Annotated in this window: 13 protein-coding genes and 1 pseudogene; 9 read left to right on the plus strand and 5 right to left on the minus strand. The window is 59.7% G+C overall.

Annotated features, from left to right (window positions below):
• Positions 1-535 precede the first annotated feature (535 nt).
• Together FS819_RS25910 and FS819_RS25915 are read left to right on the plus strand one after the other, a co-directional pair.
• Complete coding sequence (locus FS819_RS25910; protein WP_156551345.1) at positions 536-1,516, plus strand: 3'-5' exonuclease; 981 nt, start codon at positions 536-538, stop codon at positions 1,514-1,516.
• Positions 1,517-1,685: 169 nt separating this feature from the next.
• A complete protein-coding gene (locus tag FS819_RS25915; RefSeq protein ID WP_082520459.1) occupies positions 1,686-1,832 on the plus strand; it encodes a DUF1127 domain-containing protein in 147 nt (48 codons plus the stop codon).
• Positions 1,833-2,191: 359 nt separating this feature from the next.
• Here FS819_RS25915 and dinB read toward each other — a convergent pair whose 3' ends face one another.
• The 3 genes from dinB to FS819_RS25930 all read right to left on the minus strand — a co-directional run bounded on the left by dinB (position 2,192) and on the right by FS819_RS25930 (position 4,372).
• Positions 2,192-3,274: a DNA polymerase IV gene (dinB, locus tag FS819_RS25920; protein WP_156551387.1), complete on the minus strand. Its 1,083-nt coding sequence runs from the start codon at positions 3,272-3,274 to the stop codon at positions 2,192-2,194.
• A gap of 77 nt (positions 3,275-3,351) precedes the next feature.
• Positions 3,352-4,029, minus strand: coding sequence for an SOS response-associated peptidase (locus FS819_RS25925; RefSeq protein WP_234624976.1), 678 nt, complete (start codon positions 4,027-4,029; stop codon positions 3,352-3,354).
• An 82-nt stretch (positions 4,030-4,111) separates the two neighbouring features.
• Positions 4,112-4,372 (minus strand): hypothetical protein, encoded by a 261-nt coding sequence (locus tag FS819_RS25930; protein ID WP_156551344.1) that lies wholly within the window; start codon positions 4,370-4,372, stop codon positions 4,112-4,114.
• A 207-nt stretch (positions 4,373-4,579) separates the two neighbouring features.
• Here FS819_RS25930 and FS819_RS25935 point away from each other — a divergent pair, with 207 nt between their 5' ends.
• From FS819_RS25935 to FS819_RS25945, 3 genes and pseudogenes are all read left to right on the plus strand, one after another.
• A complete protein-coding gene (locus tag FS819_RS25935) occupies positions 4,580-5,335 on the plus strand; it encodes an ImuA family protein (RefSeq protein ID WP_156551343.1) in 756 nt (251 codons plus the stop codon).
• On the plus strand, positions 5,256-6,767 hold the full coding sequence (locus FS819_RS25940) for a Y-family DNA polymerase (protein WP_156551342.1): 1,512 nt from the start codon (positions 5,256-5,258) through the stop codon (positions 6,765-6,767). Before FS819_RS25935 ends, FS819_RS25940 begins: the two co-directional genes overlap by 80 nt.
• A pseudogene (locus FS819_RS25945) lies at positions 6,767-10,029 on the plus strand (error-prone DNA polymerase). Before FS819_RS25940 ends, FS819_RS25945 begins: the two are co-directional and overlap by 1 nt.
• A gap of 15 nt (positions 10,030-10,044) precedes the next feature.
• On the opposite strand, the gene FS819_RS25950 reads toward FS819_RS25945, so the two are convergent.
• A complete protein-coding gene (locus FS819_RS25950) occupies positions 10,045-10,596 on the minus strand; it encodes a VapC50 family PIN domain-containing toxin (protein ID WP_156551341.1) in 552 nt (183 codons plus the stop codon).
• A 76-nt stretch (positions 10,597-10,672) separates the two neighbouring features.
• Here FS819_RS25950 and FS819_RS25955 point away from each other — a divergent pair, with 76 nt between their 5' ends.
• Positions 10,673-11,167 carry a helix-turn-helix domain-containing protein gene (locus tag FS819_RS25955; protein WP_234624975.1) on the plus strand — a complete coding sequence of 165 codons (495 nt, stop codon included), beginning with the start codon at positions 10,673-10,675 and terminating at the stop codon, positions 11,165-11,167.
• 48 nt (positions 11,168-11,215) lie between these two features.
• Here the strand turns inward: FS819_RS25955 and FS819_RS25960 are convergent, their stop codons facing one another.
• On the minus strand, positions 11,216-12,307 hold the full coding sequence (locus tag FS819_RS25960; protein WP_156551339.1) for a hypothetical protein: 1,092 nt from the start codon (positions 12,305-12,307) through the stop codon (positions 11,216-11,218).
• 633 nt (positions 12,308-12,940) lie between these two features.
• On the opposite strand from FS819_RS25960, the gene FS819_RS25965 reads away from it, so the two are divergent.
• The 3 genes from FS819_RS25965 (at position 12,941) to FS819_RS25975 (ending at position 14,971) form a co-directional block, all read left to right on the plus strand.
• Positions 12,941-13,120, plus strand: a complete 180-nt coding sequence (locus FS819_RS25965; RefSeq protein WP_156551338.1) for a hypothetical protein — start codon at positions 12,941-12,943, stop codon at positions 13,118-13,120.
• A 175-nt stretch (positions 13,121-13,295) separates the two neighbouring features.
• Positions 13,296-14,231 (plus strand): DUF3991 and toprim domain-containing protein, encoded by a 936-nt coding sequence (locus tag FS819_RS25970; RefSeq protein WP_156551337.1) that lies wholly within the window; start codon positions 13,296-13,298, stop codon positions 14,229-14,231.
• A gap of 134 nt (positions 14,232-14,365) precedes the next feature.
• Complete coding sequence (locus FS819_RS25975; RefSeq protein WP_156551336.1) at positions 14,366-14,971, plus strand: DUF1419 domain-containing protein; 606 nt, start codon at positions 14,366-14,368, stop codon at positions 14,969-14,971.
• Positions 14,972-15,026: the final 55 nt, after the last annotated feature.

Below are 15,026 nucleotides of genomic sequence, written 5' to 3' on the forward strand. Positions count from 1 at the left end.
GACGGAGCATTATCGTCGCACGACAGATGCTCCGCCAACAGTACATTCTGCGGTTGGTGAATTGCAGCGCCTGACGTTCAGCACCGGGCATTTACATCGCCAACCAACATTTCCCTATGCCTGGTGGATGCTGCAAATCTGGTCCCATCGCGGCAGGGCTTGGGATCCCTTTGCCGCCCATTCTGATCATCGATGCAAGGTGGCGCCTCTGGAATGAGAGAAGCTGCCCCGCGCGCCGGGGGCTGTCGATCCCGGACCCCGGCGTTGCCGTCGCTATGCTGACCCTCCTGCGGCAACCCTTTTAACCGGTCTTGCGGGAGGCGAACGGCTTTCGCAGTCCCTGCTACAGCTGGTATGCCCTTCCTAGTTTGGACGCTTCCGCCCAACGATCCAAGAGTTGTCACCGCGTGAAATCCCGCGATTTTAAGACCGCTCGCCGTGTTGGCTGAAATCGCACCCCCACCAACAAGGTTGATCTGCAGATCGTGCCGTGTTTTGAAGTCAGCAAATTGGCGGCGGGGCTTCGACAACCGGAATGGCAGAACAGTTCGACATGTTTTCGGAAGAGGTTTCTCGCGACCAGATGGTCACGCGTGCCGCCTCCAGATTCGCAAAGCCTGAACAGCCTACCGTCCCCATGAGTGAAGAGGACATGGTTCGGCATCTCTCGGAGACCGGCCGCTACCGCATCCTCACGAAACTGGTGCCGCGCGCGATCGCGCCATTCCCCCGTCCAAAGTATCCCCTCAAAGGCATCATTCTCGACACCGAGACCACGGGCCTGAATGCTCGCAAGGATGAGATCATCGAGATCGGCGTGATCGCTTTTACCTTCAATGCGACTGGAAACATCGGTGACGTGACCGGCATCTACGGTGGACTTCAACAGCCAAGCGCTTCCATTCCCCCCGAAATCACCAGGCTCACCGGCATCACCGACGACATGGTGGCCGGGCAATCAATCGATATGGCTTCGTTGCAGACGCTGGTTGAACCGGCTGATATTCTTATCGCGCACAATGCCGGTTTCGACCGGCCATTCTGCGAGGCGTTTTCTCACCTGTTTGCCGGCAAGGCCTGGGCTTGCTCCAACTCCGAGATCGACTGGTCGTCGCGGGGATATGAAGGCACCAAGCTCGGCTACCTGATCGGGCAAGCGGGATATTTTCATGAGGGTCATCGTGCGGTCGACGATTGTTTCGCGCTCCTGGAGGTCCTCGCCCGAGAGGCTGATGGATCGGCTTCCACCGCGTTCGCGGAACTCTACGAAGCAAGCCAACGGTCGCGTGTCCGGATATTTGCTGAGAACAGCCCCTTCGACATGAAGGATCACCTGAAGGCGCGAGGCTATCGCTGGTCCGACGGACGCGACGGCCGTCCCAAATCCTGGTGGATCGAGGTGGGCGAGGAAGCGCTCGATGGTGAGCTGCGCTATCTCAGGGCCGAAATCTATCGTTATCCAGACGCCGATCCTCCAATCAAACGCCTCACTGCCTTCGACCGGTTCCGGGCCTGATAGCCCCTTCAGCTCATCTCTGATTGGACCCATGCTTTGAGCGCATGGCCGACCTGAGGCCTTGTGTCTTATCGATGAGCGTCCAAGGGCCTATATTTCAATCATCGAAACGACGTTGGAACCGAAGCAAGGTTGCTGGCGTCAAGAGACCTCACGAAAGGGGATCATCATGAACGTAGCACGCTCTTTCAACAACTGGCGCAAGTATCGTCAGACCGTTACCGAACTTGGCCGTATGAGCTCCCGCGAACTTCAGGACCTCGGTATCAATCGCGCCGATATCCAGAGCGTTGCTCGCCAGTCGGTCGCTCGCTAAGCGGCTTTCCCTGCCTATCCTGAATGACACTACGCCCGCTGATGATGCGGGCGTTTCTGTATCTGGCCTGCCACGAAGCTCTAAGTTGGAGATTTCCTTCGTCAGGAGAGGCCGTGCATTTCTCGCATAGCTGCACTGCAGCAAAGTCTATTTAATGTGCGGCGAGAATGGGTATCCTGGTTTTATCGAAGCGATGCACCTCCTCCCGCAGAGCTTCGATCTCAGACGACCCACTCCTCCTCCCAAGGGGCGTCTGTCGGAACAGCGGCACTCCTCCTCCCAGCCGTTGTTCGGTTCTTTTCGAAAAGCCTGCCGCACCTCCTCCCGCGGCAGGCTTTTTCGTTTTCAGGACCGTGGTATCAGAGCCCGAGCGCGAGCTGCGGCTCTTGCCCACTCTCTTCGGTGTTGAGCGATGACAGGGTGATCCCCAATAGCCGCACAGACCGTTTGAACGGGAACACCGAGGCGAGCAGGGTTTCAGCATTCTCCAAGACCATGTCGACGTCGGACACGGGTCCCGACACGGTCCTGCTGCGTGTCGCCTGACTGAAATCAGAATATTTGATTTTGACGGTGATCGTCTTTCCCGTGATGTCGTGCGCCTCGCAATAGCGCCAGACCTTCTCGGCCAACGGCCGCAACTCGGCTTTGGCCAGATCGAGATCGTCGATGTCCTCAACGAACGTGTCTTCGGCGCCAACCGATTTGCGGATGCGATCAGGTCTGACCTGCCGTTCGTCGATCCCTCGGGCAATGCCGTAGAAATACGGGCCGGACTTCCCAAAATGCTGCTGAAGGAAGGCAAGCGACTTCGATTTCAGGTCAAGCCCGGTTTCGATACCATGCCGTTTCATCCGCTCGGCCGTCGCCGGCCCCACGCCATGGAATTTCTTGACGGGGAGGGCCTCGACAAAACCCGGGCCGTTCTTTGGCGTAATGACCGCCTGGCCATTCGGCTTGTTCAGATCGCTCGCCATTTTGGCCAGGAACTTGTTGTAGGAGATGCCAGCCGACGCATTGAGGCCCGTGACCGCCTTGATTTTCGCACGGATCTCAAGCGCAATCTCGGTGGCGATTTCCATGCCCTTCAAGTTCTCCGTGACATCGAGATAGGCCTCGTCGAGTGACAGCGGCTCGATCAGCGGCGTGTATTCGGCAAAAATCTCGCGGATCTGCTGCGAGACCTGCCGATAGACGTCGAAGCGCGGCGGCACAAAAATCAGATCCGGGCATTTGCGCTTGGCGGTCACCGACGGCATGGCCGAATGCACGCCGAAGACACGGGCCTCATAACTCGCTGCCGCCACAACGCCACGTGCCGCGGATCCACCGACGGCCAGTGGCAGGCCACGCAGCTCCGGATTGTCACGTTGCTCGACCGAGGCATAAAAGGCATCCATATCGACATGGATGATTTTGCGCACGGGTTGCACGCTCCGCATGACGTCAGTGCCCACAGGATAAGCCGGCATTTGGTGAACGGGCATTTGACCGACTTGGTCGTGCTCTGTGCTGGTGGTCAAAGCAACAGACCTTCCTCGTCCGGCTTCGGTTTGGCCTGTGGCGGCACGATCACAAGCATGTTGCCCGGGAGCGGACGCTGTAGGTGGCGGGCTTCATCCCACGGTGCTGTCAGCCAGGTCTCGACTTCTTCAGGCGTGGTCAGAATGGAGGGCATGGCCTTTTGATGGATCGGCGAGACAATCTCGTTGGGCGAGGTCGTCAGAAATCCAAACAGCTCGTATTCCTGCTCGCCATCCCTGACTTTGCGCACGCCCTTCCACGGGGTCCAGAAGCCCGCGAAAAACATCAACGGCCGCTCTTCATTGCCCGCGAACCAGGCGTTCGGCACGCGCCCGCCCTCAATCTTGCTGGCTGGATCCGGTTCGGCAAAGGAGGTGAACGGCACGACGCAGCGGCTGGTTGGGCCGAGCCACCGCCGCCAGTGCGGTGAACTCACATTGCGAATATTGGTGACGCCGGGATCGTAGTTTTTCACATAGGCCGGCGGCGAGGGCATTCCCCAGGTCGCCCGGGCAATCTCGCGCTGTCCGTCCTCGGCAACGCGGACAATCGGCGCCTGATAACCTGGATAAACATCGAAGGATGCTTCATTCCAGCCGGCTCGATCGCGGAACGCCTTTGTAAATTGCAGAACCGCGTCACGCGTGGTCGTCACGTTATAGAGATTACACACTACCCGTCCTCCTATCCAATGCGGTTCAAGGCGAAGTTTCCGGCCCTTTCGGGATGCAACCAAGCTTTGAGAGCTCCACCGATCACGTGGGCTTTTGCAGCTCAAAAACCAAGGCCGCGTCCAGCAAACAGGGAAATCCCGTCCCGCATCTATCCTGCCCGTCAGAACAGTGCATCTTGTCACAACCCATTGCCATGCGACGGCGCAGATCCACAAAACGCATGCTGGCGCCAAACTGTTTCACCAGCGCCTTGCGATCAAGCTCGCCCTGTTGCCCGCACGGTTTGCATTCGACGGTAATCACCGGTCCCTTGAAATCTCTGAGCGTCAGCAGGCCGGGCATATCTCTATTTTCTCATCGACGATATTTTTCATCACATTCAGCATCGGCTTGAATCTGCTTGATGAATCGATTGGGCAACAACCGTCTCGTGATGCCGGCTGCAGTCCACCCGATTCTTGCCCGTTGACTCGTCACCGATTAAAGAACAAAAACAGAACATATCAGCTTTTTTTGGCTATGCAAATGCACTCTTGACGTTGGAAATCGATGCCAATCACTGCCGCCAACCCCGTCATTTCCGAGCTTCAGGACCGTATCCGGCGCCTTGAAGGCGGAGCTGCGCGCAAGGGCGAGGTGCTGTCGTTCGGAATAGCTGAGATCGATGCAAAGCTTCCCGGTGGTGGGCTGGCTTGCGGTGCCCTGCACGAGGTGGCCGGTGGCGGCGCTGATGCGGTGCATGGCGCCGCCGCCGCCCTGTTTGTTGCAGGGATTGTCGCGCGCACAAAGGGCGACATCCTTTGGTGCCTGACACGGCCGGATCTCTTCGCGCCGGCACTGGCACAGGCAGGCCTCCATCATGATCGGGTGATCTATGTCGAGGCCGACCGGGAAGAGGACGTGCTGACGAATTTCGAAGAGGGCCTGCGTTTTGGCGGGCTTGGCGCCGTGGTTGCAGAGCTTGTTCGCCTGCCCATGACCGCCTCGCGGCGCCTGCAGCTGGCGGCCGAGGCTTCAGGAACGATCGGAATTGCGCTGCGACGATGGCGGCGCCCGACGGAGGCCGCCGATTTCGGGCAGCCGACGGCCGCCACGACACGCTGGCGCATCAGCGTCCTGCCTTCCGAGCCACTTCCCGTGCCCGGCATCGGGCGGGCACGGTGGCTGGCGGAATTGATCAGAGCAAGAGCGGGAGAAGCCGCAGAATTTGAAATAGGTGCCTGCGATGCCACGGGTCGTATCAGTCTTTCTCCCCACGCTCGCGACGGACAGGATCAGGCGCGCCGATCCTGGAATTTTGCCTGAAACACCGGTCGTGGTCGTCGCGCGCAGTGGATCAAAACGCACCGTCTCTGCAATCGACGCTGCGGCATTCAAGGCGGGTGTCCGCATCGGCATGCCCGCCGCCAAAGCCCAGGCGATGATATCCGGCCTGCACATAGTTGATGCCGATCCGGACGGCGATGCCTTGGCGATTGAGCGCCTGGCGCTATGGATGCTGCGCCAATATACGCCGGTCGTAGCAATGGACAGTCCCGATGGTATTGTCATGGATACCGAGGGCGCCGACCATCTGCGCGGCGGCGAGTTGCTGATGCTGACTGGCCTGGTCAATGCGTTGAGAGGTCACGGCCTTCACGCCCGCGGCGCCATCGCCGATACTTGGGGCAGTGCCCATGCGATCGCCCGCGCCACGCGGCGCGAGGTGATCATCGTGCCAGTTGGTGAGACAGCAAAGGCCGTCGTCAACCTGCCGATTTCCAGCCTTCGTCTGCCTCCTGACATTGTCAGCGGCTTGACCGTGCTCGGGTTCCGAACCGTCGGCGAACTTTCCGCAACGCCGCGAGCGCCTTTGACATTGCGTTTCGGGCCGGAGGTGGGCCGCCGGCTCGATCAGATGTTCGGACGGCTTGCCGAACCGATCGACCCCATTCGTACCGCTGAGCTCGTCGAGGTGTCCCGGTCGTTCTCCGAGCCTATCGGGGCCGCTGAGACCATCGCCAAATATATCGGCAAGCTGGTGGTCGAACTCTGCGCCGCCTTGGAGGCGCGCGGGCAGGGCGTTCGCCGCGCCGATCTGATTATCTACCGCGTCGACAACACCTTACAGTCCCTGCGTGCCGGCACGGCCAAGCCGGTGCGCGATATCCAGCATCTGACAAAGCTTCTCTGTTCCAGCATCGAGAAGATCGATCCCGGTTTCGGTATCGAAAAACTGTCCCTCACTGCTACCATGATCGAGCCGTTCGAAGAAAAGCAGTCGATCTCCTCGTTGGTCGAAGAGATGATCGTCGACGTCACGCCGTTGCTCGACAGTCTTGGAAATCGCGGTCAGCGCATGTATCGGCTGGCGCCGGTCGAAAGCGACGTTCCCGAGCGCAATGTCGGGCGTGTCTCCCCCGTTTCCGCGAAACTCGGTCAAGCCTGGCCGACCCGCTGGCCGCGACCAAGCCGGATGCTGGCGCGCCCGGAACGGATCGAGGTCATTGCACTCACACCCGATCATCCGCCGGCATCCATGACCTGGCGCGGCAAACGCCGGCGCATCAAGCGTGGTGACGGGCCGGAACGGGTATTCGGCGAGTGGTGGGTCCGTTCCTCCGAAATGGAGGCGGTCAGGGACTACTATTCCGTCGAGGACGAGGACGGCAATCGCTTCTGGGTCTATCGCTCCGGCGACGGCGTGGATCCCGCGACCGGAACGGCCAAATGGTTCCTGCACGGGATCTACGGCTGATGCGCTACGCTGAACTCCAGGTCACCAGTCATTTTTCTTTCCTGCGCGGCGCGTCAGGTTGCGATGAGCTGTTTGCCACCGCCAAGGCACTCGGCATCGAGGCGCTTGGCATTGTCGATCGCAACAGTCTGGCCGGGATCGTGCGGGCCTGGGAGGCGGCCAAAGAGACCGGCGTCCGGCTGGTGGTCGGCTGCAGGCTTGATTTGGCTGATGGCATGTCGATGCTGGTCTATCCGACGGACCGGGCCGCCTATTCGAGGCTTTGCCGGCTGCTGTCGCTCGGAAAGGAGCGGGGTGGCAAGGGCAAATGCATCCTCGATCTGTCGGATGTCGCCCTTTATGCGGACGGTCTGCTCGCCATCCTGATTCCCGACGAGGCTGATGATGCCTGCGCTGTCCAGCTGCGCAAGTTGAGGCAGATATTTGGCGACCGCGCCTATATAGCGCTGACGCTGCGCCGGCGGCCGAACGACCAACTGCGCCTGCACGACCTCAACACTATGGCGATCCGGCACAAGGTTCGGCCTGTTGTCACCAATAACGTGCTGTTTCACGAGCCGGGTAGACGGCAATTGCAGGATGTCGTCACCTGCATTCGCCATCGCACGACCATAGATCAGGCGGGCTTCTTGCGCGAACGGCATGCCGATCGCTTTTTGAAGCCGCCAGAGGAAATGTACCGGCTGTTCAGCCGATACCCCGAGGCACTTGCCCGTACCCGCGAGATTGTCGACCGCTGCCGCTTCGACATGAGCGAGCTGACTTACCAATACCCCGAGGAAGCCATCATCCCCGGCCTGACGGCGCAGCAGACGCTGGAGAAGTTCACCTGGGAGGGCGTTCGCGATCGCTACCCCGAGGGTGTGCCTGACGATGTGGTGAAGACCCTCAATCACGAACTCGACCTGATCCGAAAACTCCATTACGCGCCGTACTTCCTGACTGTCTACAGCATCGTCCGCTTTGCGCGATCTCAGAGCATCCTGTGTCAGGGGCGTGGCAGCGCCGCCAATTCCGCCGTCTGTTACGTGCTGGGGATCACGGCGATCGATCCGGCCGCCAACGATCTGCTGTTTGAGCGCTTTATCTCGGAAGAGCGCAACGAGCCGCCCGACATCGACGTCGATTTCGAACATGGCAGACGCGAAGAGGTGATCCAGTGGATCTACAAGACCTACGGCCGGCAAAAAGCCGCCCTTTGCGCGACCGTCACCCGTTACCGCGCCAAGGGTGCACTTCGCGATGTCGGTAAGGCGCTCGGCCTGCCCGAAGACATGATCACAGCGCTATCTGCCGGCGTCTGGGGCTGGAGCAAGGAGGGCGTCGGGCAAAAGCAGGTCAACGAGCTGAACATGAACATGTCCGACCGCCGCCTGCGGCTGACATTGGAACTGGCGCAGCAGCTGATGGGCGCGCCGCGTCATCTGGGCCAGCATCCGGGTGGTTTTGTCCTGACCAATGACCGCCTCGACGAATTGGTGCCGATCGAACAGGCGCGCATGCAGGACCGCCAGACCATTGAGTGGGACAAGGACGATATCGAGGCGCTCAAGTTCATGAAGGTCGACGTGTTGGCGCTCGGGATGCTCACCTGCATGGCACGAAGTTTCGCCTTCCTGCAGGAGCACAAGGGAAGAGTGCTCGATCTCGCCACTATCGAGCAGGAAGATCCAGCGACCTATGCGATGATCCGCAAGGCCGACACGCTCGGCACCTTTCAGATCGAATCCCGAGCGCAGATGTCGATGCTGCCGCGGCTGAAACCCCAGACCTATTACGACCTGGTCATCCAGGTGGCGATCGTTCGCCCCGGTCCGATCCAGGGCGACATGGTGCACCCATATCTTCGGCGGCGCGAGGGCAAGGAGGCTGTCGTCTATCCGAAGCCGGAACTGGAGGCCGTGCTTGGCAAGACGCTGGGCGTGCCACTGTTTCAGGAGAGTGCGATGAAGGTGGCGATCGTCTGTGCCGGCTTTACCGCCGGCGAGGCCGATGCGCTCAGACGCTCGATGGCGACCTTCAAGTTCACCGGCGGCGTCAGCAAGTTCAAGGACAAGCTTGTCCGGGGCATGGTGAAAAACGCTACACCGAGGAATTCGCCGAAAAGACTTTCTCCCAGCTCGAGGGCTTTGGCTCCTATGGCTTTCCGGAAAGCCACGCCGCTTCGTTTGCCCTGATCGCCTACGCCTCCTCCTATATGAAATGCCATTATCCGGATGTGTTCTGTGCCGCCCTCATCAACGCGCAACCGATGGGGTTCTATGCGCCGGCCCAGATCGTTACCGACGCACGAGCCCATGGCGTTGTGATCCGGCCGGTCTGTATCAATCGTTCGCGATGGGACTGCACGCTGGAAGAGATCGCGGGTACCGCCCGCCATGCGGTGCGTCTCGGAATGCGTCTGGTCAGGGGGCTGCCAGAACAGGACGCGGCAAAAATCGCGGTGGCGCGGGGCGACGAGCCCTTCGTTTCCATCGACGATATGTGGCGGCGCGCCGGCGTGTCGTCGGCCTCCCTGGTCAAGCTCGCCGAAGCCGATGCGTTCCGGCCGGCTCTGAAACTTGAACGACGCGATGCGCTGTGGGCGATCAAGGCCTTGCGCGACGAACCGCTCCCTTTGTTTGCTGCCGCCGCCGATCGCAAGCGGGCGGTGATCGCTGAACAGCAGGAACCGGATGTGGCGCTTCGGCAGATGACGGAGGGCGCCAATGTCGTCGAGGATTACGGACATACGGGCGTCACTCTGCGAGCCCATCCCGTCAGTTTCCTGCGGGAGGATCTCGCCCGCCGAAACATCGTCACCTGCGCCGATGCAACATCGGCGCGCGACGGTCGCTGGTTGATGACATCAGGCCTTGTGCTCGTCCGGCAGAAACCCGGCAGTGCCAAGGGCGTGATGTTCATGACCATCGAGGATGAAACCGGGGTCGCCAATATCGTCGTCTGGCCGAGCCTGTTTGAAAGACAGCGCCGCGTCGTGCTCGGATCCGCGATGATGGCGATCAACGGCAAGATCCAGCGCGAAGGCGGCGTCGTGCATCTTGTCGCGCAACGGATGTTCGATCTGACCAGTGATCTGGCAAGCCTTGGTGAGCGGGATAGTTTCCGGGTGCCGACAGGGCGTGGCGACGAGTTCGCCCATGGTTCACCGGACAGTCCGGACAGTCGCGAGCGGCCGCCGATGGGCGTCAAGGCGCGCGAAATTTACATAGATGACCTTCATATCGATACGCTGAAGGTGAAGAGTAGGAATTTTCAGTAAACCGCCTCTCAACGGTCATTTAGCTTTTGTGCTCAAAATGGACAATGCCTTTGCGGCAAACTTGGGAGCAATCCCTGACAGCCTTTCCATCAATTCCACGACGGACAAAGTTGGTCGACGGTAGCCTGCGGCCTGTGCGACGAGCGTCTCCAACAGCCTGTCCGCCTCTTTACTCAGCAGGGAGACCAGAAAGTCGTCGGGTGTCATGGCGACGACGCCGGACGGAAGATCGCTGAAGTCTCGGATGTTCGATGTGACGATGATGCCAGCCCCGATCGCTGCAGCTGCTGCGGCCACGTGCCGATCCTTGGGGTGGTTCCGCATTGCCGGCTCCAGTGGCTCCCAGCCTTCGACATTCGCGTCGGGGAACGCCTCCTCCATAACGGCGCGCAGTACCCTCGCTCTGGTCGGCTCCATTCCATAGTCGCTGATAAGGTTGCGCGTGACTTCGTCCAGGATTCGCGACGACCAATGCGCGCGATAGCAATCTGCCGCAGCCACGCGCAATAATGTGTCGCGCAGCATCATGGGGAATAGGACGTCGGCATCGAGGACGGCGATTGGCATAGGCACTCATCAAGATCCCCCCTGATCATTCGGGGAGGTGGTTGCGTTTATAGCGTTTATGCGCCATATTACCGGCATGGCCATATCACATCGCACATCGTCCGACAAAAAGCCCTCGAAGACTTCGAAAGCCGTTCCTGCTCTCGAGCGGTCAGCCGCGGCCCGTGTCGCATCGCTGTTGGTTTCCCGTTCCGCAAAGCAGCATGGAACGTTTCAGGTAATCAATGCCGATGGCGAACGCCTGGACCTGCCAGATGCGCTGACCGACATCATGTATCGGGCCGCGGAGCTTCTCGCAGACGGAAGACCGGTAACGGTTTTGCCCGACGAAGAGATGCTGTCAACGCAGGCGGCGGCCGATATTCTCAACGTATCGAGGCAATATCTCGTGCGTTTGGTCGATACCGGCGAGCTTGCTGGTGAAAAAGTGGGAAGTCACCGGCGTTTGAGAGCCGTGGATGTCGCAGCGTTCAAGGCTGTGCGTGACGCCAAGCGAACATCGGCGCTGGATCGGTTGAGTTCATTGAGCGAAGACGCTGGCGGCTACGAGCTCGAAATCAAGCAGCGCTGAAGGAGCTATATAGCGCGCCGGGCTCGAATGCGCGGGTGCGCCGCTTGTTCAATGATCGCTCAGAAGGGAGCCGAGCGTGGACTTGCACGTTTTTGTTCCCTCATCGAATACGGCGGACCTTTCACATCGCGTGTAGGCCGCCAAGGCGTAGCTAAAGGCTTCCTCGTCCCAGTCTTTGAAGATGCGCAACTCGTCGCTGCCCGGAATTAGGCCTGAATATGACTCAACATGCATTTGCTCTACCTGCATGAACTCATCGTTCTCGGATGTGATATAAAAATGCGTCGCATCCCTCAGTGTGGCTTTGTAGTGAACACGAGCCGCCAGTTCGCTGAATTGGGCGCCGATAACAGCGGATCCGGAGAGCGCGTAAGGCCCTCCTGGGCCAGCGTGCATTTGAAGCCCGCCGTCGCTAACAAATATCACGCCAAGCCGGCCGACTCTAATCGCTGCGGACTGTCCGAAAATGTTTGTCGAGAGGTCGAATTCTTGATCTCCTCCGGTATCAGTTACTTCGTAAAAATACAGTGAAAAAGGCAAATCGCCGTGGAGGCATCGGAATGTGGTGGGTTTTCGCGCGCTTTGGAGTACGAAATGGCAGTGCTGCAGTTCCTCGATGAATTGCGCAGGAACCATCGGCCCACTATCTGGTCGCTTGCGATCAAGTAAGAGGCCGGTCTCTTTCACGAGAAAGCCGATCAGGATTTTAGACAACCATCGGCCAAGGAGTAGTTTTTCGTCCTGAGTCTCTACTGTGCCACGCTCAATAATGGGCTGCACGGCGTTTTCAATCTGGGAGAGGAAACCGTTGTTGCAAGCTTCGCAACACGGAACAGTCAGATTTCGATATGGAATAAGTGTCCCATTCAGCAGGGTGAGACGCTCATTGAAGAGATTGAACTTATGCTGAAGCCATTTGGGGATCACGTGTTCGCCGGCGCCAGTGCTGGGGGGACCGCCGCACGCAAAGCACATTCTTTGTGAAATGCTGTTTTCCGACACGGCCCTTGCCGATAGCTCGAGTATTCTCATTTTTCTCGTTTTCGGTTGGGCTTTCAACGGTTCACGCCGGGCCTGACGATCATGGAAGAATCTCATTCGTCCCAAACCAGAATACCAAGCCACCGCTGCCTTGGACACCCGGCCATCATGCTACAAGCCAACGCCGACTCCGAAGGCCTGCCGGCTTCAGTCGCTTCTCTTGCGGATCGTTTCCACAATCAGGTAATTCTGAGGAAGCGCGTGGAGTAATTCAGCCCCAGGTTTCGTCAATTGAAGCCAGGATGTGTTGTTCCTAATCCTTGCACATAGGCGGGACTTGGCTTTCCTGAGTGTGGCGTCACCCTCTGGGACCGGGCTGTAGGCTGCGCTGAAGCCTTCAATATAAAGTCTTCACCCTTCGGGCCGCCATCCCTGACGCGTACGTCGATCCGGGTCTGTCCAGCAACACGTAATGTAACATCAAGGTTCCCTTCCCAGCAGGCCGAAGCCGCGCAGTTCCATCCCTGAGTTAGAGCCGAACCGGCAGGTTGCTTGATCAGGAAGTGGCCGTGCAATTTAGCCCGAACGCAATCCGCTCCAACCATTGGCGTTGCTAACCCAGCTCTCTTGTCTGGCATCCCTAATCCAGTCCCGTCCTTGGGCAGTCAACCCGCAAGGGGTTCGCAGCTACTGCGACCTCTCTGGCTGCGCCGCCGAGGTGACCGCGGCCGGGTCCGGATCGAACGGGCGCCATCGAGCGGGGATTGGCCCCGCCAACGGATGGAGCCTCACATGTCGGATCTCAGCCTCGCACAGAACCACGCTTTCGATCTTGCCCGGACCCTGATGGTCCCGGTCACCCTCTTCGAAATCGATGGCGAGATCGGCGTCATGCTTTCCGCCGAGTATGACGGCGATGAGGACGCCATCATCAATATCTATGATCCCTTTGCCTACGGATCGGCTCATTGAGCCGATCAACCCTCCGGGGGGAAGGCGTGCCGCTTGCGCTGATGCGCGCGCAAGGGAGGCTTCGCCGCGAGCTTGTCCCGCAGATCTGCACATTGCGAACCGCGCCCTTGCGCGTTTTCATCTTCGCGGCCTGGGCGCTGCCAGTCCGAAAAGCCAGGAAAGCAGGGGAAACGAAATGGATAAGAATGACATCGAGGAGCTGCGCGCCCGGGTGGGATGCGCAGCCGTCCTTGAGCATGAGGGCTTCGCGATAGACCGGAAAGAGAGCACGCGCCGGGCGGTCAAATTCCGGCGCGACGACGATATCGTCATCGTGATCCACGACGACAGGGGCTGGTTCGACGCCCGTTCGGACGCCAAGGGCGATGTGTTTGCCCTTGCAAGCTATCTTCATGGGATCGGATTTGCCGAGGCCCTGGCAGTTGTCGGGGCTCTCATCGCGTTCCAGCCAGTCGCACCGACATGGGAGAAGCCTCAACATCAAACGCAGCCAATTGCTTCGGTCGCTGACCGCTGGAACCACCGAAAACGGCCGTGGCGCGGATCGGCGACGTGGACTTACCTCCAGCGATGCCGGGCGCTGCCATGGCAAGTCATCTCCGCGGCGATCGATGCAGACGTTCTTCGGGAAGGCCCATATGGCTCGATGTGGGCAAAGCATGTCGATGAGGCTGGTGCCGTCATCGGCTGGGAGGAGCGCGGTCCGGACTGGCGCGGGTTTTCCACCGGCGGCGCCAAGGCGCTCTTCCAGTTTGGGATGAATGACGCTCATCGGATCTGTGTGACGGAGGCGGCGATCGATGCGCTCAGCCTGGCCGCGATCGAGCAGACACGATCCGACACGCTCTATGTCAGCACTGGAGGCGGCTGGTCTCCGCTAACCGCGTTCGCGTTGGAAAACTTAGCGTCCGGGGAGGGCGCGTGGCTTGTGGCAGCGACCGACAATAACGTCCAGGGTGAAGTTTTTGCCGACCGCCTGCGCCAGATGGCGGACAGCGCCGGTTGCGATTTCTCTCGGCTGAGGCCGCAGAGTGAGGATTGGAATGAGGAACTGAAGGAGAGGAGGGAGAAAGGCGAGCTGCCGCATACGCGGCCAACGCATCAAGGGTGAAGCTGCCGCCCGCCTGACGGCGGCCCTTGACCCGCTGCCCGCGAGGCGCCGGCTGAGGAGGGGTAATCAAAGGACTGAAGCAGGAGAGGTCGAACAGGCTTTTCAGCTCAGCCGCAACCCCAAAGGAGCCGCAGATGTTCGATACTCCCACCATCCGTAAAGTGTTCGAAGGTGTGGCCAGCCACCACGAAATGTACGCCCTGTTCAATCGCCATAGCCAGTCGCCGTTCAACGATGACAGGATGAACGGCACGCGATATGTCGGCGAGTGGTTTGAGATATCCGAAGCCGATCACGACCACATGTTCGAGATCCTGCCGCCGCTCTTTTATCGCGGCGACATGTTCGCCATGCGCGAATTCCTGGCCGCCAGCGTCACCAGCGTTTTCTTCGCCCTGCCGATCGATGATCGGTTCCGATGGTTTCACGGCTATTGCGACCTGGCCGATCGACAGTCACCCGACCGCATGCGCGCCGAGATCATCACCCGCGAATCCCGTCCCGTCCGCGCCATGAACCGACAGGAAAAACTCGATCATATCTGGAGCGCGACCGGTCCGGATTTCCGCGGCTATGCCGACGCACGTTTTCCAGCCGATCTGCGCAATCGCCAGATCGTGCTCGTCTATCCCTCAGCTCAAGGCAAGGTCTGGAAGCTGCTCGGCGATCTGACCGACGAGGAGATCGCCGCCAAGCTGCCGGTGCAATTCCGTCTATTGCCGGAAACTATCGCTGCCTGACAGCGACCTTCACTTCGCGATCTCACCATTCTGCGTCTTCGCAACACTCGCATTC

This window comes from Allorhizobium sp. Av2, from assembly GCF_021462805.2.
Taxonomy (GTDB): Bacteria; Pseudomonadota; Alphaproteobacteria; order Rhizobiales; family Rhizobiaceae; genus Allorhizobium; species Allorhizobium vitis_G.